General features: G+C 63.2%; 22 protein-coding genes. 11 read left to right on the forward strand and 11 right to left on the reverse strand.

Translation table 11 applies throughout. The features are described from left to right. Positions 1-6: 6 nt before the first annotated feature. Positions 7-864, forward strand: coding sequence for an EamA family transporter (locus OX462_RS16115; protein WP_121669210.1), 858 nt, complete (start codon positions 7-9; stop codon positions 862-864). On the opposite strand, the gene OX462_RS16120 is transcribed toward OX462_RS16115, so the two are convergent. Further along, positions 861-2,750 carry a CocE/NonD family hydrolase gene (locus tag OX462_RS16120; protein WP_409026543.1) on the reverse strand — a complete coding sequence of 630 codons (1,890 nt, stop codon included), beginning with the start codon at positions 2,748-2,750 and terminating at the stop codon, positions 861-863. The two genes, OX462_RS16115 and OX462_RS16120, sit on opposite strands and share 4 nt — an antisense overlap. A 370-nt stretch (positions 2,751-3,120) precedes the next feature. Here OX462_RS16120 and trpS point away from each other — a divergent pair, with 370 nt between their 5' ends. The 4 genes from trpS to OX462_RS16140 all read left to right on the forward strand — a co-directional run bounded on the left by trpS (position 3,121) and on the right by OX462_RS16140 (position 7,924). Further along, on the forward strand, positions 3,121-4,197 hold the full coding sequence (trpS, locus tag OX462_RS16125) for a tryptophan--tRNA ligase (protein WP_205602349.1): 1,077 nt from the start codon (positions 3,121-3,123) through the stop codon (positions 4,195-4,197). A gap of 132 nt (positions 4,198-4,329) precedes the next feature. Continuing rightward, the gene (locus tag OX462_RS16130) at positions 4,330-5,919 is read left to right on the forward strand and encodes a pyridoxal-dependent decarboxylase (protein WP_121669208.1); all 1,590 of its coding nucleotides are present in this window, start codon (positions 4,330-4,332) and stop codon (positions 5,917-5,919) included. A 35-nt stretch (positions 5,920-5,954) separates the two neighbouring features. Beyond that, complete coding sequence (locus tag OX462_RS16135) at positions 5,955-7,196, forward strand: chloride channel protein (protein WP_121669207.1); 1,242 nt, start codon at positions 5,955-5,957, stop codon at positions 7,194-7,196. After that, positions 7,193-7,924 carry a class I SAM-dependent methyltransferase gene (locus OX462_RS16140; protein ID WP_121669206.1) on the forward strand — a complete coding sequence of 244 codons (732 nt, stop codon included), beginning with the start codon at positions 7,193-7,195 and terminating at the stop codon, positions 7,922-7,924. Before OX462_RS16135 ends, OX462_RS16140 begins: the two co-directional genes overlap by 4 nt. Here OX462_RS16140 and OX462_RS16145 read toward each other — a convergent pair. From OX462_RS16145 to OX462_RS16170, 6 genes are all read right to left on the reverse strand, one after another. Continuing rightward, positions 7,921-8,847 (reverse strand): ADP-ribosylglycohydrolase family protein, encoded by a 927-nt coding sequence (locus OX462_RS16145; RefSeq protein ID WP_346428575.1) that lies wholly within the window; start codon positions 8,845-8,847, stop codon positions 7,921-7,923. The genes OX462_RS16140 and OX462_RS16145 overlap by 4 nt on opposite strands. A gap of 100 nt (positions 8,848-8,947) precedes the next feature. After that, positions 8,948-9,895, reverse strand: a complete 948-nt coding sequence (locus OX462_RS16150; protein WP_121669205.1) for a cupin-like domain-containing protein — start codon at positions 9,893-9,895, stop codon at positions 8,948-8,950. Positions 9,896-10,058: 163 nt separating this feature from the next. Beyond that, on the reverse strand, positions 10,059-10,802 hold the full coding sequence (locus OX462_RS16155; RefSeq protein WP_046684938.1) for a DNA-binding protein: 744 nt from the start codon (positions 10,800-10,802) through the stop codon (positions 10,059-10,061). Between the two features lie 141 nt (positions 10,803-10,943). After that, positions 10,944-11,561 (reverse strand): LON peptidase substrate-binding domain-containing protein, encoded by a 618-nt coding sequence (locus OX462_RS16160; RefSeq protein ID WP_070287945.1) that lies wholly within the window; start codon positions 11,559-11,561, stop codon positions 10,944-10,946. A gap of 51 nt (positions 11,562-11,612) precedes the next feature. Next, positions 11,613-12,851, reverse strand: coding sequence for a DEAD/DEAH box helicase (locus OX462_RS16165; RefSeq protein WP_070221583.1), 1,239 nt, complete (start codon positions 12,849-12,851; stop codon positions 11,613-11,615). 119 nt (positions 12,852-12,970) lie between these two features. Further along, positions 12,971-15,043, reverse strand: a complete 2,073-nt coding sequence (locus tag OX462_RS16170) for a TonB-dependent receptor plug domain-containing protein (RefSeq protein WP_409026544.1) — start codon at positions 15,041-15,043, stop codon at positions 12,971-12,973. A gap of 381 nt (positions 15,044-15,424) precedes the next feature. On the opposite strand from OX462_RS16170, the gene asd reads away from it, so the two are divergent. Then, positions 15,425-16,273 (forward strand): archaetidylserine decarboxylase, encoded by an 849-nt coding sequence (asd, locus tag OX462_RS16175; protein ID WP_409026545.1) that lies wholly within the window; start codon positions 15,425-15,427, stop codon positions 16,271-16,273. 17 nt (positions 16,274-16,290) lie between these two features. Here the strand turns inward: asd and OX462_RS16180 are convergent, their stop codons facing one another. Next, positions 16,291-17,196: a LysR family transcriptional regulator gene (locus OX462_RS16180; protein ID WP_070311834.1), complete on the reverse strand. Its 906-nt coding sequence runs from the start codon at positions 17,194-17,196 to the stop codon at positions 16,291-16,293. 114 nt (positions 17,197-17,310) lie between these two features. On the opposite strand from OX462_RS16180, the gene OX462_RS16185 reads away from it, so the two are divergent. The 3 genes from OX462_RS16185 (at position 17,311) to OX462_RS16195 (ending at position 19,910) form a co-directional block, all read left to right on the forward strand. Continuing rightward, positions 17,311-17,910 carry an FMN-dependent NADH-azoreductase gene (locus OX462_RS16185; RefSeq protein WP_409026546.1) on the forward strand — a complete coding sequence of 200 codons (600 nt, stop codon included), beginning with the start codon at positions 17,311-17,313 and terminating at the stop codon, positions 17,908-17,910. A 57-nt stretch (positions 17,911-17,967) separates the two neighbouring features. Next, complete coding sequence (locus OX462_RS16190) at positions 17,968-18,843, forward strand: pirin family protein (protein ID WP_409026547.1); 876 nt, start codon at positions 17,968-17,970, stop codon at positions 18,841-18,843. A gap of 116 nt (positions 18,844-18,959) precedes the next feature. Next, complete coding sequence (locus OX462_RS16195; protein WP_070221555.1) at positions 18,960-19,910, forward strand: cation diffusion facilitator family transporter; 951 nt, start codon at positions 18,960-18,962, stop codon at positions 19,908-19,910. Positions 19,911-19,984: 74 nt separating this feature from the next. Here OX462_RS16195 and OX462_RS16200 read toward each other — a convergent pair whose 3' ends face one another. Genes OX462_RS16200 through OX462_RS16210 form a run of 3 tightly spaced genes read right to left on the reverse strand, consistent with a single transcriptional unit; the run spans position 19,985 to position 23,556 of the window. After that, positions 19,985-22,237: a RelA/SpoT family protein gene (locus OX462_RS16200; RefSeq protein WP_070221556.1), complete on the reverse strand. Its 2,253-nt coding sequence runs from the start codon at positions 22,235-22,237 to the stop codon at positions 19,985-19,987. Between the two features lie 32 nt (positions 22,238-22,269). Beyond that, positions 22,270-22,620: a RidA family protein gene (locus OX462_RS16205; RefSeq protein ID WP_070221557.1), complete on the reverse strand. Its 351-nt coding sequence runs from the start codon at positions 22,618-22,620 to the stop codon at positions 22,270-22,272. Positions 22,621-22,674: 54 nt separating this feature from the next. Continuing rightward, positions 22,675-23,556: an alpha/beta fold hydrolase gene (locus OX462_RS16210; RefSeq protein WP_070221558.1), complete on the reverse strand. Its 882-nt coding sequence runs from the start codon at positions 23,554-23,556 to the stop codon at positions 22,675-22,677. A 263-nt stretch (positions 23,557-23,819) separates the two neighbouring features. Between OX462_RS16210 and OX462_RS16215 the strand changes: the two genes are divergently transcribed. Next, positions 23,820-25,121, forward strand: coding sequence for a dicarboxylate/amino acid:cation symporter (locus OX462_RS16215; protein ID WP_409026548.1), 1,302 nt, complete (start codon positions 23,820-23,822; stop codon positions 25,119-25,121). 249 nt (positions 25,122-25,370) lie between these two features. Continuing rightward, a complete protein-coding gene (locus tag OX462_RS16220) occupies positions 25,371-25,784 on the forward strand; it encodes a DoxX family protein (RefSeq protein WP_070221585.1) in 414 nt (137 codons plus the stop codon). Positions 25,785-25,790 lie beyond the last annotated feature (6 nt).

Below are 25,790 nucleotides of genomic sequence, written 5' to 3' on the forward strand. Positions count from 1 at the left end.
GCCTGCATGTCCGGTTTCGTCGTCGCCGTCGTCCTGTTTGCCGCCCTGCTGCATGCCAGCTGGAATGCCATCGTCAAGTCGGGCAAGGATACCTTCCTCACGACCGTGCTCGTCTCCGCTGGCGCGGCCCTGATCTCGCTGGCAATCCTGCCCTTCGTCGATGCTCCCGCGCCCGCCAGCTGGCCCTACGTGGCCGCCTCGGCCGTGGCGCAGCTTGCCTATTATTCTCTGCTGGCGGCCGCCTACAAGGCGGGCGACATGAGCCACGCCTACCCGCTGATGCGCGGCAGCGCCCCGCTGATCGTGGCGCTGGCCAGCTGGCCGCTGATCGGCGAACGCCTGTCTTCCATGCAAATGGGCGCCATCGCCTGCATCTGCGCGGGCATCCTCGGCCTGTATATTGCCGCGCGCGGGCCCGCCACGGCCATCGCCGCGAAAAACACGGGACGCGCCACCGCCTTTGCACTGGGCAACGCCTGCGTCATCGCCAGCTATACCCTGATCGACGGCATCGGCGTGCGCCTGTCCGGCGCGCCGGCCGCCTACACGATGTGGATTTTCGTCTTGAACGGAACCGGGCTGCTGCTGTGGACGGTGCTGCGCCGCCGCGCCGGCCTGCTTGCCTATGCGCAAACGCAATGGCGTTTGGCCGCGCTCGGCGGTTTCGGCACCCTGGCCTCGTATGGACTGGCCCTGTGGGCCATGACGCAGGCGCCCGTAGCCGCCATCGCGGCCCTGCGCGAAACGTCGATCCTGTTCGCCATCGCCATTGCGGCCCTGTTCCTGCGCGAAAAAATCAGCCCCCGCCGCTATGTGGCCATCGGCCTGATCGCGGCGGGAGCAGTCTTGATGCGCATCGCCTAGCGGGCGTCGAGCGGCGCGATCGGCAACTCGATGGCGCTGGCCGCCCCTGCCGCGTGGTACACGCGCTGCGTCGCCTTTCTATAATGGCCCGGGTCGGCCAGGAAGATGTTCGGCACGTAGTTTTGCGGGTTGCGGTCGTACAGCGGGAACCAGCTCGACTGTACTTGCACGGCAATGCGGTGACCGGGCAGGAAGACATGATTCGCGTTCGGCAAGGCGAAGCGGTAGCGCTCCACTTTGCCCGCCGGTATCGGTGTCGGGTGCTCGAAGCTGTCGCGGTAACGGCCGCGGAAGATATCCATGGCCACGCCCAGCTGGTAGCCGCCCATGGCCGGCTGCGACGGTACTTCGTCCGGATACACGTCGATCAGTTTCACCACCCAGTCGGCATCCGTGCCGCTGGTGGCCGCGAACAGGTTGACCATCGGCGCGCCGGCGATGCGCACGGCCGTTTTCAACGGTTCCGAAACATAGCTGAGCACGTCCGTGCGGTCCGCATAGCCGCGCTGGTCGCTGACCAGCCATGGTTTCCACACGTCGGCATCGCCGAGGCGCACGGGACGGGGCACGAAAGGCACGGGTTTGGCGGGATCGGCCACGTATTCGTCGAACGCGCCTTGCGCCGCATCCGCAGCGCCCGATGGCGCCGCAAAGCCCAGCCTGGAACCGTCCTGCAGGTAGATCGGCGTCAATTTCGTGTCGCAGGTCTCGCAAGCCAGCGGCCACTGCTGCAGGCGCTGCCACTGATTCGTGCCGCTCTGGTAGGACACGACGGGCGCCGTGTTCGCTTCCGGCGCACCATCCTTCAGGTATTGATTGAGGAATGGCTGCATGACTTTTTCGCGGAACTGGCGCGCCGTATCGCCGTCAAACTTCAAGGCGCCCAGGCTGGAGCCGTCATAGTTGACGCCGCTGTGACGCCACGGGCCGATGGCCAGGTAATTGAGGTTGTTGTGCTTGTCACGCCCTTCCATCGCCGCGTAGGTGGCGTAGGGGCCATAGATGTCTTCCTGGTCCCACTGCCCCACCACGTGCATGGTGGGCACGATCAGCGGACGCTTGGCCAGGATTTTATCGAGCGCCTGTTCCTGCCAGTAACTGTCGTAGGCCGGGTGTTCGAACAGCTTTTTCGTATAGGTCAGCTTGTCGATGCCAAATTTCTTCGCAAAATCACCGGCCGAGCCGATGCGCAGATACGCGTCGTAGTCGTCGTAGACGCCCAGCACGGGCGCCTCACCGCTGCCGCGCACGCTCGTCTGCCACGCCAGGTAAGACAAGCTCGGCATGCGGAAGGCGCCGTTGTGGAACCAGTCGTCGCCGCGCCAGCCGTCGACCATGGCGCTCATGGGAATGGCCACCTTCAGCGCCGGATGCGGATCGACCAGGGCCATCAGCACCGTATGTCCCTCATATGAGGAACCGAGCATGCCCACTTTGCCATTGCTTTCCGGAATATTTTTCGACAGCCACTCGATGGTGTCCCACGCATCGGTCACGTTATCGACCTTGGTATTGTTCAGCGGGCCGCGCACGGGGCGCGTCATCACGTAATCGCCTTCCGAGCCATGCTTGCCGCGCACGTCCTGGAATACGCGGATGTAGCCGTTTTCCACCAGGGTGTCGTCGCCCTGCGGCAAGGTGGCCAGCATGCTGGCGCTGGTGGCGCGCTGCGCGCGGCGCGCTGCGTTGTACGGCGTGCGCGTGAGCATGATCGGCGCCCGCTTGGCGTCTTTCGGCACGACGATCACCGTGTACAGCTTGACGCCGTCGCGCATGGGGATCATCACCACGCGCTTGACGTAATCATTCATATCGGGCAGCACCAGCTTGGCACCGATATCGGGCGTCATCGGCGGCGTTTGCGCCACCGCCGGTACTGCAAACAAGGAACTGATAACAAAAGCCAGGCCGGTGAGCCGGACGGGGGACGACACGCGCATACTGTTCTCCAATGATTCATGCCACGCAAAAGTGGCCGAATGGCAATAGTACCCGGAAAGCAAGTTCCACAATAGGCTAGCCTCTGACGCAGCGCAGCAGATATATGGGCACGCAACTTGACAGAACGCGCCCGAACTGCAACCATAACGCCATGAAATTTATCCCGTCACAACACGCCTGCTTGAATTGGTGGTCCCGCTCACTTTCGCGCGGCCACTCTATAGTGATGTGAATTTGATCCACGCCGCCTCGATCGGTGGCGTAACAGGCTCAGCCTGGATCATCCCCGATGCAGGCGGCTCAAAAGGAAACTTGATGAGCTTGCCTAACACCCCAGATACCCAAGACCAGAACGACGCACCGGCAGCACCGCTGTCGCCCGCTGCCATCGCTTCGCAATCCGTGATCCTGACGGGCGACCGCCCGACCGGCCCCCTGCACCTGGGTCACTACGTGGGCAGCCTGCGCGACCGCGTCCGCTACCAGAACAGCTACAAGCAATTCATCATGCTGGCCGACGCGCAAGCGCTGACGGACAATATGGAAGACATCGACAAGGTGCACCGCAATGTCGTCGAAGTGGCGCTCGACTACCTCGCCGTCGGCATCGACCCGAGCAAGACCACGGTCTTCATCCAGTCGCAGATCCCGGAACTGGCCGAGCTGACCTTTTACTACCTGAACATCGTCACCGTGGCGCGCCTCGAGCGCAATCCCACCGTCAAGGAAGAAATCCGCCTGCGCGGCTTCGAGCGCGACATTCCAGCCGGTTTCTTGACCTACCCGGCCAGCCAGGCGGCCGACATCACGGCCTTCAAGGCGGGCGTGGTGCCCGTGGGCGAAGACCAGATCCCCATGATCGAGCAAACGAATGAAATCGTGCGCCGTTTCAACCGCATGTACAACCGCGAAGTGCTGATGGAATGCAAGGCGCTGGTGCCGGACATCGGCCGCCTGCCCGGCATCGACGGCAAGGCGAAGATGAGCAAGTCGCTGGGCAACACCATCAACCTGGGCGCGACCCCGGCCGAAATCACGGCTGCCGTGAAAAAAGTTTATACGGACCCGCTGCACCTGCGCGTGGAAGACCCGGGCCACCTGGAAGGCAACATCGCGTTTACTTACCTGGACGCGTTCGATCCGGAAAAAGCGGCACTGGCCGAAATGAAAGCCCATTACGTGCGCGGCGGCCTGGGCGACAGCATCGTCAAGAAGCGCCTGGATGTGGTCTTGCAGGAAATGCTGGCGCCGATCCGCGCCCGCCGCGAAGAGTTCGCCAAAGACAAGGGCCAGGTCATCCAGATGCTCAAGGAAGGCACCTTCAAGGCGCGCGAAGTGGCGGCCCGCACGGCCGACGAAGTCAAGTCGGCGCTGGGCCTCAACTACTTCTGATCGCCCGCAGCAATAGCAAACTGATATAGCAAACTGATGCGCTCAGGCGGAGTCGGGTAAAATCCCGCTTCCGCCTGGGCGCAATTCGTTTGTCACCGTGGCACCAGCAATCCGTAGAGAAGACAACGCGCCATGACCGAGACCCCTATCGAACAGCTGCTGCAGCAGCATTTTTCCATCGATGCGCTGCAACAGGAGCCTGCGCCCCTGCAGCAGGCGCTGCGCATGCTGGGCGGCTGGCTGGCCGCCGAACGCGCCGAACCGTATCCGCACACGCCGTACGCGGAATTGCTGACGCAGCTGTCCGACACTTGCCTGCCCGCGCATGGCATGCCCGTGGCGCAATTCCTGCAGGAGCTCGACACCACCGTGCTGGCCAATACGGCCCAGCTGAACCATCCGCAATACATCGGCCACATGACGCAGGCCTTGCCCTGGATCAGCGTGCTGGCTGAAGCGTTTACGGCAACCCTGAACCAGAACCAGGTCAAGATCGAGACGGCGTATGTGTCGACCCTGATCGAAAAACAGATCCTGGGCTGGCTGCACCGCCAGGTGTACCAGCAGCCGGACGCCGACTACGCGCAGGCCATGGCCGCCACCAGCGGCGCGCTGGGCAATGTCGTCAATGGCGGCACCATGGGCAATTTGACGGCCCTGGCCGTGGCGCTGGAAAAACAATTGCCCGGCACGCGCAAACGCGGCCTGTTTGCCGCCATGCAGGATTCTAGCTACGCGGGACTGGCCGTGATCGGTTCGGCCCGCAGCCATTATTCCGTGAAAAAGGCGCTGGCGACTTTGGGCCTCGGCGAAAACGCCCTGCACCTGGTGGCCGTCGACCGCGACAACCGCATCGACGTCACCGCGCTGGAAGCGACGATTGCCGATTTGAAATCGCGCAATATCAAGGTCGTCGCCATGATCGGCATCGCCGGCACGACGGAAACGGGCGCCATCGACCCGCTGGCCGCCATGGCGGCCATTGCCGCGCGCGAGTCCATCTGGTTCCACGTGGATGCGGCCTGGGGCGGCGCGCTCTTGATCGCGGAACAGTACCGCCCCCTCTACGACGGCATCGCCCTGGCCGACTCCGTCGTCATCGACGGGCATAAATTGCTGTGGGTGCCGATGGCGCAAAGCATGGTGCTGTTCAAGGATGGCGCCAGCCTGAACCTGCTGAAGCACAACGCCAACTACATCTTGCGCGATAACTCGGGCGACCTGGGCCAGACCTCGCTGGAAGGCTCGCGCCGCTTCGACGCCTTGAAACTGTGGACCTCGTTCAAGGTGCTGGGCGTGTCCGGCTACACGACCTTGCTGCAGCAGGCGGCCACCCTGTCCGGCCAGTTGCAGGACTTGTTGGCCGACCAGCAGGATTTCGAACTCGTCACGCGCTCCGACACCTTCATTCTCACCTACCGCTACGTGCCCGCGCCCTTGCGCCAGCGCATGGACAGCTTGCTGGCCGGCGGACAGGTCGAGGCGGCGACCGAGCTGAACAAGCAACTGAACACCTTGAACGCCAAGCTGCAAAACCGCCAAAAGGCGCAAGGCCACAGTTTTGTGTCGCGCACGGTCCTGGAATCGACGCGCTACCCTGGCCCGACGAATGTATTGCGCGTGGTCATGACGAACGTCAAGACGCGCCCCCACCACCTGCGCGCCATTTTGGCCGAACAGCGGGCCATCGGCCAGGCGCTGGTGGCGGAACTGGGCCTGTAAGAAACACCCACCCATCGCCCATGACTGGATGACCGATGCACCGCCTGAGCGCCCTCACCGATCTGCTGCAGCATCTGTTGAAATGGCTGCTGCTGGCCTTTGTCGTGGCCGTGCTGGCTGGCACCGCCTCGGCCGGTTTCCTGTTCGCCCTTGAATGGGCAACCGCGACGCGCCTGGCGCACGCCTGGCTGATCTGGCTGCTGCCCGTGGCGGGCTTTGCCGTCGGCTGGCTATATCTGCGCTACGGCAGCAGTGTCGAGGGCGGCGCGAATCTGCTCATCGATGAAATCCACGATCCGAAAAAAATCATTCCGCTGCGCATGGCGCCGCTGGTGCTGGGCGCCACCGTCATCTCGCATCTGTTCGGCGCCTCCGTCGGACGCGAAGGCACGGCCGTGCAGATGGGCGGCGCGCTGGCCGACCAGCTCACGCGCATGTTTCGCCTGAACAATGAAGACCGCCGCATCATCCTGATGGCCGGCATCAGCGCCGGCTTTGCCTCCGTCTTCGGCACGCCGCTGGCCGGCGCCATCTTCGGCCTGGAAGTGCTGGCCATCGGCCGCTTGCGCTACGAAGCCATGCTGCCCTGCCTGGCCGCCGCCGTCATCGCCGACCAGGTAGGCTTGCTGTGGGGCGTTCAGCATACGCATTACGCCGTGCCCTTGATCCCCGCCCTCTCCGCCTGGACTTTATCCGCCATGGTCATCGCGGGCGTGCTGTTCGGCGTGACCGGTAAACTGTTTGCGCAAGCCACGCACGGCTTGAGCGGCTTGATGAAGCGCAAAATTGCCTACGCCCCGCTGCGCCCGCTGATAGGCGGCCTCGCCGTCGCCGTCGCCGTGTGGCTGCTGGGCACCGACAAATATATCGGCCTGGGCATCCCCACCATCGTCGACGCCCTGAAGGAACCGCTGCCCGCCTGGGATTTCCTCGGCAAGATGGCGTTTACCATCGTCTCGCTGGGCACCGGTTTCAAGGGCGGTGAAGTCACGCCATTGTTCTTCATCGGCGCGACCCTGGGCAATGCGCTGGGGCCGCTGCTGCACCAGCCCGTCGCCTTGCTGGCCGCCATCGGCTTCGTCGCCGTGTTCGCGGGCGCCGCCAACACGCCGATCGCCTCGACCCTGATGGCGATGGAGCTGTTCGGCGCCGAGATCGGCGTGTACGCAGCCATCGCCTGCGTCGTGGCCTACCTGTTTTCCGGCCACGCTGGCATTTACCGGGCGCAGCGGGGCGGACATGCCAAGCGCAGCGCCCACCAGGATCTTGAACCATGACCCAAAATATCTACGACAACGACGCCTTTTTCACGGCCTACAGCCAGCTGCCCCGCTCCATCGGCGGCCTCGACAGCGCGCCCGAATGGCCGGCCCTGCGCGCCATGCTGCCAGACGTACAAGGCATGCAAGTACTCGACCTGGGTTGCGGCTATGGCTGGTTCTGCCGCTGGGCGGCAGAACAGGGAGCGGCGCGGGTATTGGGCGTGGACGTGTCGGAAAAGATGCTGGCGCAGGCGGGCGGCATGGGAGAACATGCGGCTGTCAGCTATGCCCGGCTTGATCTGGAACAACTGGCCTTGCCGCCAGCCGGCTACGACCTGATCTACAGCTCGCTCGCCTTCCACTACATCGCGGATTTCGCCACCTTGCTGGCCGCCATCCGCCACGGCTTGAGGCCGGGCGGCAAGCTGGTATTTTCCATCGAGCACCCGATTTTCATGGCGCCGCGCCAGCCGGGCTGGCTGACGGATGGACAGGGCCGCAAGCGCTGGCCCGTCGACAGCTACCAGCAGCAAGGTCCGCGCGTGTCGGACTGGCTGGCGCCTGGCGTGATCAAGCAGCACCGCACCCTGGGCACGACCATCAATGCACTGCTGCAAGCGGGTTTCCAGCTGGAGCATGTGGAAGAATGGGGGCCGAGCGACGAACAGGTGGCGCAGCAGCCGGCCCTGGCGGAAGAGCGCGAGCGGCCGATGCTGCTGCTGGTGGGCTGCAGCCTGCGCTAGGCCCGGGCCCGCTCGAACAATTTGCCCGCCAGTTCTTCGATATCGTCGCGCATGGCCAGCGCATCCAGCCATAGCGGGGGAATCGCCTGGGCGCCATAATAGGCGCCGGCAAGCTGGCCGACGATGGCGCCGGTCGTATCGGCATCTTCGCCCAGATTGACAGCGCGCAATACCGCCGCTTCCAGTGAGTCGGTATGGAAGAAGCACCAGAGCGCCGCTTCCAGCGATTCCACGCAATAACCGGTGCCGCGTATCTGCTGCTCCGTCTTGGCGAGGAAACTGCCGCTGGCCAGCTCCACCAGCTTCGGTTCCGCAGGCCGGAACGCAATGCTGTCCAGCAGCGCGTCTTTCGCCGTGCCCGCCAGCGCGCTGCACAGCAAGGCGGCGAGCAGCTGGCAGCTTTCGACGGCTTCCGGCGCCGCGTGAGTGGTGCGGGAACTGTCGGCGGCGCAGGCCATGGCCGCTTCGGCATCGGGATAGGCAAACAGCACGACGGGGACCAGGCGCATGAGCGACCCATTGCCCGCCGTGTCAGGCGCGGCGGAGCCGCTCCAGGGATTGCCCGTCTCCTGGAAACTGGCCAGCGCGCTCCTTACCGTGCCGCCGATATCGAAGCAGGTGCCGGTGGAACTCAGGTAGCCCCATTGCCACCAGTTCAAGTACCGCACCATCTGGTCCGCCGCATCGAACGCCCCCTTCTGGACCAGGCTTTCGGCCAGGCACAGCGCCATCGACGTATCGTCGGTCCATTGTCCCGGCTGCAAGCCGAACGGACCGCCGCCAGTCATGCCCGTCACCGGCACAAAGCTGCCGCGTGGAGAAAATTCCACGGTCGTGCCGACGGCATCGCCGCAGGCAAGTCCCAGCAAGGCGCCCAGATAGCGCTTGTGTAAGGTTGGTTTGTGCAAAGTTGACGCCATCATGATTCTCCGTGGATTCCTGGCGGGCCACACTCATCCGGTTTCCGCTGCCAGCACGAGGTGCCGCGCTGCGCCTGCAGGCACTGGCCATCGCGCCATAAGATCAGGCCTCGCTACGCCGCAGCGCCGTATCTCCATGCAAGGCCAGCGGCATGGCCCTGGCCCAGCGGTTAGACGACAGCGAAAACGTCAGCGCGCGCACCTGATGGTACCAGCCGGCGGGCACGTACAGCATGTCGCCCGGCTCGACGATGCAATCGATCATGGTCGCCTGGCTTGCCAGGGGGAAGCGCTGGAAATCGGGCGCTTCCGGGTCGAAGGGCGAACCGAACAGGATGGCGTTCGCTTCGCTGGGATACAGGAAGGCGTCGTGGTGCGGCGGCGACAGGAAGATGCGCTTGCGGCCCCACACTTGCGCGAAGATATTGTCGTCGTAATCGCAATGCAGGGGCGTCACCGTGCCGGCCGGCCCCACCCAGAAGCGCGGCGGGCCCATCTTGTCGAAATACGTGGGCCAGTGGCACAGACGGTTCAGCTCGCGCAATTCCAGGTTGCCCAGGTACGGCGGCAACGCGTGCGCCCCTTCTTCCACCATATCCAGATATTGCCCCATCGACATGTCCTGCATGGCGCGGTCGGCCGCGAACGCCGTGTTGATATAGTCGCCCACCCGCGCGCGCACGGGCACGTGGCTGAACCGTTCGCGCAAGACCTCTGGCCCCAATGCCGACAAAGGCCAGCGCCGCACCAGCCCGCGCATCAGGAAGGGCAAGCCCAGCGCGGCGCGCGCACGGAAGGCGGCGGCGTCCAGCATGGCCAGGCGCGGCACTTCGGTAATGGCGGGCAAGTCACGCGCCGCCCGCTTGATGGCCTCGCGCATGGCATCGATGGACGTAACGCCGCGCACCTGCGCATCCTTGTCTTCGCGCGCCAGCTTGCGTGCCAGGGCCGCTTCGGGCGAGCTGAATTCGGCTGGCGGCCGGGGCGGCAGCGCGCGCGGCGCGATGGGGGCGGCCGCAAGCGGGAGCGGCACTTCTTTTTCTACAGACATAAACCTTCTTTGCGATCAAGGCGTCACATGGCATGGCATGGCGCGACAGTGCGCCATTTTAAGCCAGCAAGGCTCGCATGACATATTCCCCCGACGTATCGACACCTGACAAAACCGTCGCGAGCTACCTATACCGACGCGCAGCAGCTTAGGCCAGGCGTCCTCAGACAGGTGTTTTGAAGATCGGATCGACGATAAACTGCTGCGCCTTGATGCGCAAGGTGCGTTCTTCGTCCAGCTCGGCGCGCGTTTCGCCCAGCTCTTCGCGTTCCGCTTCCAGTTCCAGGCGGGCGGCCGCCAGTTCCGTTTCCACGCGCGTCAGGCTTTCCAGCTTCAGCTGGGCCTGGATCAGTTCCGCGCGCGCCGCTTCGGCAGCCTCTTCCAGGCGCGGTATTCCCTCGAGCTTGAATTGCGCCTTGGCCAGGTCCATGCGCGCCTGTTCGGCCGCCTCTTCCAGGCGCGGCAAGCCTTCCAGGCGCAGCTGCGCCTTGGCCAGGTCCGTTCTAGCCTGATTCGCCACCTGCCGCTCGCGCTCGAGTTCCTCGCGCAAGGTTTCCAGCTCGCCCGCCTGCAGGTCGAGCAACTCTTGCTGGCGCTCGTTCTCACTGGCCAGGTCCATCAATTCCTGTTGATTGTCGTTCATCTCGGCTTCATGCGCGCTGTGGCTGGCGCTTAATTCCTGCCCTACATAATCGAGGATGGCTTGCTGCAGCACGGGCGACAGTTCGGCGGCGGCAGCGATCTGGCGCTGCGCGCCCGCCTTGCGACGCTGCAAGAGCTTGCTGATGGTACCCAGGCAGGCGCCGTTGCCCAGCCGTTCGCGCAAGGCGCGCACCGTGATGGCCTGGCCTTCACCCGCCATCGCTTCCATTGCCGCATTGATCTGTTCCGCGCTTACTTTTGCCATGTCGTCTGCTCTTGAATGTTGCCCAGGGCAATCTTGCCCAGGGGCATTATCTTATGCCAGCGGCGGCAAAGCGTAAAGTATTTCTCAATAGAAATTGCAATTGCACAACGGAAGCGCGAGAAAACATGCGGGCTGGCGTGTCTACTCTTCCAGCAAGCCGTTTTCCGTGAGCATATCCTGCACCAGTTCCAGGCGCAGCACGGGATTGTCCTGGCTCAGCAGCAATTGCTTTTGCATGGCGCTCAGGGACAGCAGCTCGCACCAGCGGTTCGCCACCCAGCCGCACTCGTCGAGGCGGTACGGCGGCTGCAGGGGCATTTGATCGGGCGGAATCTTTTGCTCCTGCAAGGTGCGGATCAGGGCACCGAGTGCGTCGGCCACGTTCTGCTGCTCCTGGGGGATGGGAATGGTTTTATCGGGCGGCAAGGTTTCGACCTGCGCCATCCACAAGCCGTTTTTCAGCTGTTCGCTGGAGACGATGTGAAAGCGCTGCATGCCCATGCATTTGATTTGCAGCAAGCCCGACAAGGGCGCGGCCCAGTCGATGACGCGCGCCAGGGTACCCACGGGCGCCAGGGTTTCCAGCTGGCCCGGCTTGCGCACTTCGGCGCCGTCCAGCAGCTGCACCACGCCGAACGGCTGCTCGCCCATGATGCACTGACGTATCATGTCCAGGTAGCGCACCTCGAAGATCTGCAGGGGCAGATAGCCATCGGGATACAGCACCGTATTGAGCGGGAACAAAGGTATCGAGGTCATGGCGCATGATGGCACGAATGCGATATCCGTGCTGCGCGCCTTGTGCGTCCTTTACTTATAAAAACGGCGCTTTTTCGCCCGCTCCGCCGCCTTCGGCGCCAGCACTTTCACGATCTTTTTCTGAATCGTGCCTCCGGCGGACGTGCCCGGCACGCGGTGTTCCGCCTCAAAACCGGGCTCCTCGTTGCGTTTGAGGGTTTGCCGCGTCAGCGCTTCCACGGCCGACAGCAATTCGACTTCATCGGCGCAGACGAGGGAAATGGCCTCTCCCGAAGCGCCCGCGCGGCCCGTGCGGCCGATGCGGTGGATATAGTCTTCCGCCACCGTCGGCAAGTCGAAATTGACGACGACGGGCAACTGGTCGATGTCCAAGCCACGGGCGGCCACGTCGGTGGCCACCAGCACCTGCACCTCGGCCGATTTGAAGCGGGCCAGCGCGCGCAGGCGGTTCGGCTGGGTCTTGTCGCCGTGGATGGAATCGGCGCGCACGCCCTGCTCCAGCAAGGTGTTCACCAGCAGCTCGACACCCTTGCGCGTCTTGACGAAGACCAATACCTGGCCCCAGCGCTTTTTCTTCAGCAGGTGCAAGAACAGTTCCGGCTTGCGTTTCTTGTCGCACACGATCACCGACTGCTTCACGGCTTTCACCGTGCTGTTGCGCGCGCTCACTTCCACCGACACGGGGTCTTTCAGCATGGTTTTCGCCATGGCGCGGATGGCGTCCGAGAAGGTGGCAGAGAACAGCAGGGTCTGGCGCTGCTTGGGCATCGTCATCAGCAATATATCGAGCTCGCGCTCGAAGCCCAGGTCCAGCATGCGGTCCGCTTCGTCCAGCACCAGCGTCTGCACCTGCTCGAACTTGACGGCGCCCTGCGTCTGCAAGTCCAGCAAACGGCCCGGCGTGGCCACCAGCACGTCGAGGCCCTTGCGCAGCTTGCTGATCTGCGGCTCGATGGGCACGCCGCCATAGGCGACAAAGCTGCGCAGCGGCAAGTTGCCGCCATAGCTGCGGAAGCTGGCATAGACTTGCTCGGCCAGCTCGCGCGTGGGCACCAGCACCAGCACGCGCACGCATTGCGGCGCCACCACGCCTTCCAGGGTCAGGCGCTGCAGCAGCGGCACGGCAAAGCCGGCCGTCTTGCCCGTACCCGTCTGGGCGGCGGCCATCAGGTCGCGCCCGGCCAGCACGGCCGGGATTGCCTGTGCCTGCACGGGCGTGGGCTTGGCATAGCCGAGCTCATCGAGTTTGCGGGCCAGGGGATCGATCAGGCCGAGGGAGGAAAACGTCATGGGGAAAGCAATCTTGGCAAATGAAAAGGCGGCGCGCACGGGCTGGCCGCGCGCGCAATTGCCGAGATTATAGGCCAGCGGGGATGCCGGCCGGGATTTTCAGCGCGAGAACATCGCCATCAGAACTTCATTTCCAGGGTGGCGCGCGCCTGCGGCGAGCTCGGCGAAATGCTGTTGCGCACGATCGTGCCGCTGGCATCCGTATAGATGGTGTCGCTTTCGAAGTCTTGCGCCAGCAGGTTGGACACGGCCAGGCGCAGCTGGTTCTTCGCATCGAATTTCCACAACGCATAAATGTCGAGGTCGCGCCGCGGCGACGTGTAGGCGCTCTGGCGCTCGGTGATGCGGACGGGGCCGCCATTGCGGAAGTTGAAGCTGCCGCCCGTGGTCAAGACGCCGTCCGGCGTCTTGTAGTCGAAACCGACATTGCCGCTGACGGGCGTTTGCTGGTCGAGCCGGTTGTTTGGCCCCGGCACCTGCTCCACTTGCGACCAGTTGCGGCTGACGCTGGCGCGCAGGTCGATGGCCGGCACGGGCGCGGCCATCACGGCGCGCAGCGGGAACTTCGCTTCCAGTTCCAGTGTCTGCGTATTGGCGCGGCCATCGTTGACGGGCGTGGAGACCCAGCGGTCATTGATAAACAGCAAACCCTGGCGCGTATAACCATCGATACGGCGGGCCGAGGCGCGCGCGCTGAGCAAGGCGCCTTCGGCCCAGTAGTGCTCGTACGAAGCGTCGATGCCCAGCGCCAGCTCCGGCTTCAGGTAGGGATTGCCTTCGCGGTCAGGGTCCGTCTGGCTGTTGTTCGTCGAGGTATTGCGGCGCGGAATCAGGCTCGACGTGGGCTGCGCCTTGTAGGTGCGCGTCAGGGCCAGGCGCACCTGGTCGCCCTTGGTATCGGGCAACTTCCACAGGGTTTGCAGCAGCGGGCTCCACACGCTGGTGCGCTGGTTCACTTCGTCATAGGTATCGCCCGCGCTGCGCGTATCGATGCCTTCCCAGCGCACGCCCGCATACATGGACCAGCGCGGCGTGATTTCCCATTCATCCTGCACGTACAGGGCCAGGCGCTTGATGGTGGCGTCGAAACCCTCGTCGCTGTTGACGGGCGGACGCACGCCCAGGGCCGCTTCGCGCTGGCGGCGCGTTTCCTCGCGCTCCGTGTAGGCGCCATCCCAGCCCATCGACAGGGCATGGCCGGGCAGCAGGGGCGAGGAATACTTGCCGGTGGAACTGACGCCGTTTTCCGTCGCCTTCACGCCCACCTTGCGCTCGAGCGCCAGGCCGCCGCCGTCGATAAAGCCCTGCTGCAGGCTGTCGGACGTATTGCGGGCGGCCGAGACGCCGATCTTCAGTTCCAGTTTGGCGCCGCCGGCCAGCTTGTGCATCCACGTCAGGTCGCTGCGGCCGAAGGCGTTGTGGTTGCTGGAACTGCCCGTATTCGTGTCGTAGTCGGGGCGCACGCCCAGTTCTGTTTCCGCGCGGCTGAAATTGCGGTGATTCGAGCGTCCGCCGTTGAAAAAGAATTGCGCCGTCACGTTGTCGCCGTTGGCCAGCACCCAGTTCAGGCGCGGCGACAGATTGATGCCTTCCGGGCGGCCATCGCCCGTGCCGTTCGTGCGACGCAGCAGGTTTTGCCGGCCGTCGGGCGCGTAGCCCAGTTCCAGGCCGGGATTGTCGTAATGGTAGTCGTAGCGGTACAGCGAACCGGCCAGCGAGTATGAAAAATTGCCGTCGCGGTCGGACAGTTGCAGATTCACGCTGGGCGAAAAGCTCACGTCGCTGCCTTGCACACCCAGCTTGAGTTCGCGCTGCGCCGTCTTCACGGCTCTCTTGAGCACCACATTGATGGTGCCGGCGATCGACTGCGTGCTGTACTCGGCGCTGGCCGCGTGCAAAATCTCGATGCGCTCGATCACGTCGGGCGACAGGGTGTCGAGTGAAAAACCGGCCGGCGCCCGTTCGCCGTTGAGCAATATCTGCGTGTAGCCGCTGCCCAGCCCGCGCATGCGGATTTCGCCGCCCGAGCGCCCTGCCGCGCCGGACACGGTAATGCCGGGCAAGCGTTTGAGCACGTCGGTGACGTTCGTGTCGCCATACTTGAGGATTTCCTCGCTGCCCACGATCATCTTGCTGGCGGTATCGTCGCGGCGCGGATCGTAGCCGCTGCCCTTGACTTCGACGGTTTGCATGGGATTTTCAGCCTTTTCGGCCTTCAACGGCACGGCGGCGGTATCAACGGCCGGCGTTTCGGATTGCTGGGCATGGGCATTCCATGCAAGTAAAACGGCGGAACAAAGGACGGTGAGGCGGAGGCAACGGCGTGGCATCATGACCTGACTGAAAAAAGTTGGCTGAATAAAAATGGCTGAAAGCTAAAAAACAGGCCGCCGTATTGTGCTGTAATTTTTTCTGACTGGCACAGTTTCCTGAAAATATTTCCTATAGCAAATTAAATTCGGCGGCAGGCTGCGATACGCCCCCTTGCATACGGCGCATATCATTGCGCGCCACATCGCCGCTATAATGCGTTTTCACCATTGTTCCCATCACCCCGTCAAAGGCTTCCCATCGTGTCTGACCGTCTTGCCGTCCTGCCTCAATATCTGCTTCCAAAAGGAGCGTTGACCAACTTTGCCGGCCGGATCGCCGGCGCCAAAGGCGGCGCCATGACCACGCGTTTGATCCGCTGGTTCGTCGGCCGTTACAACGTCAACATGGATGAGGCGCTGGACCCGGACATCACGCACTACACGAGCTTCAACGACTTTTTCACGCGCGCGCTGCGCCCCGATGCCCGTCCGCTGGCCAAGGCCGACTACATCTGCCCCGTCGATGGCCGCATCAGCCAGTTCGGCAAGATCGACAAGGACCAGATCTTCCAGGCCAAGGGCCACAACTTCAGCACCACGGCCCTGGTGGGCGGCGACGCGGCGCTGGCGGCCCAGTTCGAACACGGCAGCTTCGCCAACCTGTACCTGAGCCCGCGCGACTACCACCGCATCCACATGCCGTGCGACGGCCGCTTGACGCGCATGATTTATGTGCCCGGTGAATTGTTCTCCGTCAACCCGACGACGGCGCGCGGCATTCCCGGCCTGTTCGCCCGCAACGAGCGCGTCGTCTGCGTGTTCGACACGGCCAACGGCCCCTTCGTCATGACCCTGGTGGGCGCCACCATCGTCGGCAGCATGGCCACCGTCTGGCACGGCGTCGTCAACCCGCCCCGCACGGGCCAGGTGCGCGACTGGAGCTATGCGAACGACAATGTCGTGCTGAAACAGGGCGAAGAGCTGGGCCGCTTCCTGCTCGGTTCCACCGTCGTCATGCTGTTCCCGAAAGACACCGTGCAATTCAACGCCAACTGGCAACCGGCCGGCCCCGTGCAACTGGGCGAAGTCATGGGCAACGTGCCCAGCTAAGCCAACAGGATGCGCGCCTACACGGGCGCGTCAGTCTGGTACATCTCCTCCATCAGATCGAGAAACGCGCGCGTCTTGGCCGGCATCAAACGCCGGCCGGGAAACACGGCCCAACCCGTGACCAGCGGGAAACTCCACTCCGGCAGCACGCGCACCAATTCCCCCGTCGCCACATAGGCCTTGGCAAAGCGGTCCGTGCTGGCCGCGATGCCCACGCCCGTGCAGGCCATGCGCACCAGCAGTTCCGGCGAATTGGCCAGCAAGCGCACGGGCAAGTCGCGCTCCCACGTCGTCTTGCCGCGGATCAAAGTCCAATGCACGAGGCCATGCACGGCGCGCGGCAAGCTCAGTAAATCGTGACCGTACAGATCGTCGGGATGCTCGGGCAAGCCGTGCACGCTCGTGTATTGCGGCGAGGCATACAGGGCCAGCGTACTGAAGGCCACGCGGCGCGCGGACAGGCTGGCGTCGTCGGGCAAGTTGCCCATGCGGATGGCCAGGTCGAAATTTTCTTCCAGCAAATCCACGCGGCGCGCCGACAAGTCCAGTTCCAGCGAAATGGCCGGATAGCGGCGCACGAATTCGGCCAGCACCTGGCGCATCAGCGCGTCGCCGAAGTCGGCCGGCATGGAGATGCGCAGCAAGCCGCTGGGTCCCGCCTGGCGGTGCTGGGCCAGCGCGCCGGCCGCCTCCGTTTCCTCGACCACCTTGCGCGCGTGCTCGAGCAGGCTGGCGCCAAATTCCGTCAGCGCCAGCTTGCGCGTGGTGCGCAGCAGCAGCCGCTCGCCCAGCTTCGCTTCCAGCTGCGAGATGCGGCGCGACAGGGTCGACTTGGGCAAGTCCACGCGCACGGCGGCGCGCGAAAAACTGCCGCACTCGACGACGCGGGCGAACAGCAGCAAATCTCCGGGATCGATATCCATAGTCTTGATTGTTCCATTGGTGGATTAATGTTATCCATTTTAACGGCTTCCGGATGGTTTTTGGAATTGCTATAGTTCATCCATCGCAAGACACCTCACAACGGAGAAAACAAGATGAACATCCTGCAAATCAATTCCAGCGCCCGCAGCACCGGTTCCGCCTCGACCCGCCTGGCTGACGCCATCGTTGCCCGCGTACAAGCGGCCAACCCTGGCGCCGCCCTGGTCCGCCGCGACCTGGCTGCCCAACCGCACCCTGTGCTCGACGAGCCGACCCTGCAAGCGCTGTTCACGCCGGCCGACAAGCGCACGCCGGAACAGGCGGCCCGCATCGCCCTGGACGACGCGCTGATTGCGCAAGTGCAGGCAGCTGACGTCATCGTCATCGGCGCGCCGATGTACAACTTCGGCATCACCGTGCAACTGAAAAGCTGGTTCGACGCGATTGCCCGCGCCAATGTCACCTTCAAGTACACGGAAAACGGTCCCGTGGGCCTGTTGAGCGGCAAGAAAGTCTACGTGGGCCTGTCCCGCGGCGGCTTGCACCGCGATAGCGCCAACGATAGCCAGGTGCCTTACCTGAACACCATGTTCGGCTTCCTGGGCCTGACCGACGTGCAATACGTGTATTCGGAAGGCATGGGCATGGGCCCGGAAGCTGTGGCCAAGGCGCAGGCGCAAGCGGACGCCGAGATCAACGCGATCCTGGTGTAATTCCCAGCAGTGAAAGGGACGGCGCACTGGCGCCGTCCCGGCCTAGAGGAGAGAACAATGAGCGACATCACCACCGTCAACAAGCCACGCGCCGTCGAGCGCGTGATCGCCGGCCAGGCCGTCATGGATGGCGCCGGTGTGAAGATCAACCGCGTGCTGACGCAGCAGCTGCAGCGCCGTCTCGACCCGTTTTTGATGCTCGACAACTTTGCCAGCGACAAGCCGAACGACTACATCGCCGGCTTCCCCGAGCATCCGCACCGGGGTTTCGAGACGGTCTCGTACATGATCACGGGGCGCATGCGCCACAAGGACAGCGCGGGCCACGAAGGCTTGCTGACGTCGGGCGGCGTGCAATGGATGACGGCCGGCAGCGGCGTGATCCATTCGGAAATGCCGGAACAGGAAGAAGGCGTGATGGAAGGTTTTCAGCTGTGGCTGAACCTGCCCGCGCGCGACAAGATGCGCACGCCGTGGTACCGCGATTTCACGAGCAGCGAAATCCCCCGCTACACGACGGACGCAGGCGTGGCCGTGCAAGTGATCGCCGGCGAGAGCCATGGCGTGACGGGCGCCGTGCAGCGCGAATTGACGGAACCGCTGTACCTCGATATCGACTTGCCAGCTGGCAGCAGCTTCGAGCAGCCCTTGCCGCCAGGCCATAACGCCTTCCTGTACACGTTCCGCGGCGAAGTGCGGGTCGATGGCAAGGCCGTGCCCGCCCTGCGCATGGCCATCTTCGCCAACACACCGGGCAGCGACGGCGTGCGCATCGAAGCACCGGAAGGCGGCCGCGTGATCCTCGTCGCCGGCCAGCCCTTGAACGAGCCGATCGCGCAGTATGGCCCGTTTGTCATGAATACCCAGGCGGAAGTATTCCAGGCCGTACAGGATTTCCGCGAAGGCAAGTTTGGCGAGACGGCCGCGCAGTAAATGATGTATCTCAGCAAAAACCTGCAGTGCCTTTAGGCCTGCAGGTTTTTTTACGTGCCGACTATGTTGTTGCTTTTCAATTACACTGGCGGCAACCTCATTCAACAAAGCATTCCATGCAGCCGACCCACACCGAACACGACGCCACCCATTTGCACGCCCACCTGAAAGGCGACGCCAAGCACACCCACTCTTTCGAGGGCCGCAGCCAGAGCATCCTCGCCTGGGCGCTGGGCCTGACCCTGTCGTTTGCCGGCATCGAGGTGGCGGCCGGCTTCCTGTCCAATTCGCTGGCCTTGATTTCCGATGCGGGCCACATGGTCACAGACGCGGCCGCGCTGGGCCTGGCCCTGCTGGCGCAGATCATCGCGCGCCGCCCGCCCTCGCCGCGCCACTCGTTCGGCTTCGGCCGCGCCGAAGCGCTGGCCGCCTTCGTCAACGGCCTGGCCATGCTGTGCGTGGTGGGCTGGATCTGCTATGAAGCCGTGCTGCGCTTTTCCGCCCCGCAACCTGTCAAGGGCGGCATGGTCTTCATCGTCGCCTTCATCGGCCTGGCGATCAACGTGGTGGTGGCGTGGGTACTGTCGAAAGACAAGCAAAGCGTGAACACGCGCGCGGCCCTCGTGCACGTGATGGGCGATTTGCTCGGCTCGGTCGCCGCCATCGTCGCGGGCGCCGTGATTTACTTTACGGGCTGGATGCAGATCGACCCGCTGCTGTCCGTGCTGGTATCGCTGCTGATCCTGAAATCGACTTTCGGGGTATTGAAAGAGTCGTACCACTTCCTGATGGAAGGCGTGCCCCTGCACATCGACTACATCGAAGTGGGCACGGACGTGGAGCAAGTGGACGGCGTGATCGCCGTGCACGATCTGCATGTGTGGGACATGTCGCCGGGCCAGCCGGCCCTGATCGGCCACGTGGAAATCGAACACCTCGACCATTGGCCAAAGGTCTTGCGCGCGATCAAGAAGATGTTGCTGGCCAAGCATGGCATCGACCATATTACTTTGCAGCCGGAGACGGCGGCAATGGCGGGGTTACATCAGGGTGACAAGACGCATTAATTGAACCCAACGGCAAAGACCGGGGTCAGACCCGCCGGGTCTGACCCCAGCCTCTGCTCTCGGGGTAACTCCAACTAACTGCGCCGCGCTTCCAGGACCCCGCTGACATCCTTGATCACATTCAGCGCCTTCAACAACTGCGCCGTCGAGCTGATCTCGGCCGTAAACGTCATGCGGGCCTGGCCCTTGGCGCTTTGGGTGTTGACGCCGATGACGTTGATCTTTTCGCGCGAAAAGATTTCGGAGATGTCGCGCAGCAAGCCCTGGCGGTCGCCTGCCAGAATAAAGATGTCGACCGGATACACGGTGTCGTGGCCGCCCGTGCTGCCCCATTCGGTAAAAATCACGCGCTCGGGCGATTTGGCGCGCATTTCCTCGAAGTTTTTACAGGTGGCGCGGTGGATGGAAACGCCCTTGCCGCGCGTCACAAAACCGACGATGCTGTCCGGCGGCGCCGGCTTGCAGCACTTGGCCAGCACCGTCATCAAGCCTTCCGTGCCGACCACCAGCACGCCGGACTTGGCGCCCTGCTCCACGCTGGAAGCGCGGCTCTTGCCCACCAGCACGGCGTCTTCCGGCACCACCACTTCGCCATTGTCGTGCAGCGCCTGCTCCACGTGGCGCAGGCTGAACTCATCCTTGCCCACCGACAGGAACAATTCGTCGACCTTGGCAAAGCCCAGCTTTTGCGCCAGCGCCTCGAGGTTGACGGCCGTCTTGCCTTCGCGCTGCAGGGATTTTTCCACCAGCGCGCGGCCGTGGGCCAGGGTTTCCTGCATGTCGATGGCATGGAACCAGGCGCGGATCTTCGAGCGCGTGCGCGTGCTGACAGCGTAGCCGGCGCTGAGCCAGTCGCGCGACGGCCCGGCCGTGCCCGGCGCGCCCTTGGCCGTGATGATTTCGCAAGTCTGGCCATTCTTTAATTGCGTATTCAGGGGCACCATGATGCCGTCGACCTTGGCGCCGCGGCAGCGGTGGCCCACGTCCGTGTGCAGGTGATACGCAAAGTCGACGGGCGTGGCGCCGACAGGCAACTCCAGCACGCGCGCCTGCGGCGTCATGACGAAGATGCGGTCGTCCAGGGTGGCGGACTTGAGCTTTTCCACCCATTCGCGCTGGATTTCTTCCTGGCCCACGACGGCGTCGGCCACCTCCGTTTTCCAGGCCAGCAACTGGCGCAGCCAGGCGATCTTTTCGTCGTACTTCTGGCCGGCAAAGTTCGAGCCGCCCTCTTCCTTGTAGCGCCAGTGCGCGGCCACGCCGTATTCGGCAAAGCTGTGCATTTCATTCGTGCGGATTTGCACTTCCAGCGGGCGGCCATCCTCGGCCGTCACCACCGTGTGCAGCGACTGGTAACCGTTCGGTTTCGGGCGCGAAATGTAATCGTCGAATTCCTTCGGGATGGGGGTCCAGATATTGTGGACCACGCCCAAGACCGTATAGCAGGTTTTCACGTCGGCAACGATGACGCGGAAGGCGCGCACGTCGTACAGGGCCGTGAAATCCAGTTCCTTGCCGCGCATCTTGTTCCAGATGCTGTAAATATGTTTCGGGCGGCCAAACACTTCCGCCTGGATACCGGCCGAAGCCAGTTCCGTCTGCAGGCGCAGAATCGCCGAGGACACGAAGCCCTCGCGCATCATGCGCTTTTCTTCCAGCATCTTGGCGATGCGTTTATACGCTTCCGGTTCGATGAAGCGGAACGACAAATCTTCCAGTTCCCACTTCAGTTGCCAGATGCCGAGGCGGTTGGCCAGCGGCGCGTACAAATCCAGCGTTTCCTTGCCGTATTCGCGCGTCATTTCATTGAACAGTTTTAAATCGGCAAAGTAACGCAAGGTCGTCACGCAGGCGGCCAGGCGCACCAGCACGACACGCATGTCGGACGCCATCGCCAGCAACATCTTGCGCAAGGTTTCCACCTGGGCCACGGCTTGCTGCGCCGCATTCTTGCCGCGCCCGGCAGCGCCGCCGTGCTGCGCCTGGGTCAGCGCACGCAAACGGATCAGCTGGCGCACGCCTGTCGCCAGGTCGCACACCTGCTTGCCGAAGCGCGGCTCGATGTCGGCCGCCGTATCGGGTTCCAGCAAGGTCAGCTCGAACATCAGGCCGGCGATGCGCGTTTCCGCATCGCTGCGCAGGAACGCCAGGGTGGTGGCCACGCCGATGGCGAAGTCCAGCGCGGAGCGGCCGGCAAAGGTCTGCTTGTCGCCATACGCTGCGGTGGCATACGCGAGCGCGTCCAGCACGCGCGCGCAGTCCGGCGCACTCAAGCCCTCTACCAGTTGTTCCGAGGTGGCGCTATTCGGGGCCGAGATGGAAACCATGTGATACCTTATAAACTTAACAACTCAATAACTTAGCGCTCTGCAGCGATGATGACGATTTCTACCAAGCAAGCCGGATTGGCCAGTTTCGCTTCCACCGTGGCGCGCGGCGGCGTGTGACCGGAAGCGACCCAGTCGTCCCACACTTCATTCATGCCGTCGAAATCCTTCATGTCGGCGATGTAGATCTGGCACGACAGGATGCACGTCTTGTCGCTGCCCGCTTCCATCAACAAACGGTCGACGTGGCCGAGCACTTCACGCGTCTGGCCGACGATGCCTTGCGTGGTGTCTTCGGCGATCTGTCCCGCCAGGTAGATGGTGTTGTTGTGTATCGCTACTTCAGAAAGGCGTTTGCCTACATGCAGTCGTGTAATTTCCATGCTTCTTCTTTCGGTTGTTTCAAAATCTGTACAGCGGTATTGCTTGTTGCCTTCTTACTTGCCCAGCAAAAACTTGCGCGCGATGGCGATCTGGTCGTCGTGAACGAAAGTGGGCGCATGGCCCACGCCGGCGATTTCCACCAGTTCCGCTTTCGGGCCGCGGCCCAGCATGATCTGCGCCGTCTCGTGCGACAGCAGATCGGATTCCGACCCGCGCACCAGCAAGGTGGGGCAGCGCACGGCATCGTACGCGGCCCACAGCATGGCTTCGTCGCTGGCCGCCGATTCCGGCGTGGCAGAGCGGAACGGCATGGCCAGCCCCATATCATAGTGACGGCGCCAATGGCCATCCTTGTCTTGCCGCAACACATCGACTGCCAGTTTATGCCATTCCGCATCCGTGTGCGGGCCGAAGCTGGCGGACACGTCGCGCACAAATTTGGCGCCCTGCTCGAAGGTATCGAAACGCAAGTCCTGGCCGATGTAGTCGCCGATGCGCTGCAAGGCTTCCGGCGCCAGGGTCGGGCCGATATCGTTCAATACCAGCTTGCTGATCGGGCTGTGCGGCAACGAGGCCAGGCCCAGGCCGATCAAGCCGCCCATCGAGGTGCCGAACCAGTCCACCGTCTGGCGCTCGCCATTGGCCAGCACGCGCGCCAGCAGGGTCACCATGTCGCTCACATACTGGGGCACGCGGTAGAACTGGGGATTGGCCAGCCAGCCCGAGCGCCCGCGTCCCACCACGTCGGGGCAGATCACGCGGTAATCGCTGGCCATGGCGCGCGCCAGGTTGTCGAAGTCGTCCGCCACGCGCGTCACGCCATGGGCGCAGACGAGCACGTTCGGATTGTCGGGCGCGCCCCACTCCTTGTACGACATGGTATGCAGGCCTGCGGGGGAGATGCACTGGACGGATTTGATGCTCGCTTCGATCATTCGATTTCCTTATTCGATATAAAAAGAGCACCGCTTTCTGCCTGCCAAGGGATGTCCCGCGCGCGACGCTACGGCAGTGTAGCGCAGCGCGGGCAATGCTCCAAGCGCGCGGCTGAAATGCTGCGCCGCAGCATAGCACTGGCACATTCGCCATGGCGCAATACCCGATATAGCGAAACTGCATATCTGCGGTTATCCACAATTGAGCACGCCTGCCAATGGGCGGATGATTCGCAGCATCAACCCGCAAGAGGAGACCACTCGTGAAAAAACCATTCTATAAAATCCTGTACGTGCAGGTGCTGTTCGCCATCGTGGCTGGCGTGCTGCTGGGGGTGTTCTACCCTTCGAACGCCGTCGACATGAAACCGCTGGGCGACGGCTTTATCAAACTGATCAAGATGATCATCGCCCCCGTGATCTTCTGTACCGTGGTCTCCGGCATCGCCGGCATGCAGGACGTCAAGAAAATCGGCCGCGTGGGCGGCAAGGCGCTGCTGTACTTCGAAGTGGTCTCCACCTTCGCGCTGGCCATCGGCTTGCTGGTTGCCAACATCCTGAAACCGGGCGCCGGCTTCAATGCCGATCCGGCCCACCTCGATGCCAAGTCGATCGCGCAATACACGCACGCCGAAGGCATGAGCACCGTTGACTTCCTGATGAATATCATCCCGAAGACCTTCGTCGATGCCTTCGCCAAGGGCGACATCCTGCAAGTGCTGTTGATCGCCATCCTGTTCGGTTTCTCGCTGTCCCTGCTGGGCGAACGCGGCCGTCCCGTCACCAAGCTGATCGACGAGCTGTCGCACGCCATCTTCGGCATGGTTAACATCATCATGAAAGTCGCTCCGATCGGCGCGTTCGGCGCGATGGCCTTTACCATCGGCAAATACGGCCTGGCGTCGCTGATCCCGCTGGCTAAACTGATGGGTTCGTTCTACCTGACCTGCTTCCTGTTCGTCTTCGTCGTGCTGGGCCTGATCGCCAAGTACACGGGCTTCTCCATCGGCCGCTTCTTGTTGTACATCAAGGAAGAATTGCTGATCGTGCTCGGTACCAGCTCGTCGGAATCGGCGCTGCCGGCCCTGATGAAGAAACTCGAGCGCCTGGGCTGCTCCAAGCCAGTCGTCGGCCTGGTCGTGCCGACCGGCTACTCGTTCAACCTGGACGGCACCAATATCTACATGACCATGGCCGCCCTGTTTGTTGCACAGGCAACCAACACGGAACTGACGATCTGGCAAGAGCTCACCATCCTGGGCGTGGCGATGCTGACGTCGAAAGGCGCGTCCGGCATCACGGGCGCCGGCTTCATCACCCTGGCCGCCACCCTGGCCGTGGTGCCGACGATTCCCGTGGCCGGCATGGCGCTGATCCTGGGCATCGACCGCTTCATGAGCGAATGCCGCGCGCTGACCAACTTTGTCGGTAACGGCGTGGCCACCATCGTCGTGTCGAAATGGGAAAAGGAACTGGACATGGACAAGCTGCACAGCGAGCTGGCCCATCCCACCCACCCGGCCGAGGACGCCTACGTTGCACCGACCGTCAATATCGTCAAGTAAACCCGCCAAGCAAGCTGTACTCTCCATTGAAAAGCCCCGCAGAGCGATCTGCGGGGCTTTTTGCATGCGCGAGGGGTTTTTTATTGCATCATCAACATATGGTAAATCATGCATCAATATTTCATCGGATGATCAATGAATGAAAAACTATTACAGTGCTGTCTATTGTTCGCCGCCAGGCTCCCGCATAATGACATTGCGTTAATGCAAGCCAGACACCGAACCATCCACCTTTGAATGGAGTACGCCATGTCCCTCTCGCCCGCCCTCTACGCCACCTGGTCCCCACGCTTGCTGGGCTTGCTGCGCATCATCCTCGGCTTTCTTTTCCTGCAGCATGGCACGGCAAAACTGTTCGGTGCGCCGCACGTGGCCATGTTCGACGGCTTGCAACTGTTTTCCCTGATGGGCGCGGCCGGCGTCATCGAGCTGGTAGGCGGCAGCTTGCTGCTGGTCGGCCTGTTCACGCGCCCCGTCGCCTTCATCCTGTCGGGCCAGATGGCGGCCGCCTATTTCATCGCGCATGCGCCTGCCGGCTTTTTACCGATCCTGAACGGCGGCGAAATGGCCGTGATGTACTGCTTCACCTTCCTGTACTTCGCAGTTGCTGGCGCTGGCGCCTACAGCCTGGACGGCTTGCGCGGCAAGGCTGGCGCCGCATAAACGACC

Origin of the sequence: Janthinobacterium aestuarii (assembly GCF_046113285.1) — a bacterium.
In the GTDB taxonomy this organism is placed as follows: domain Bacteria; phylum Pseudomonadota; class Gammaproteobacteria; order Burkholderiales; family Burkholderiaceae_D; genus Janthinobacterium.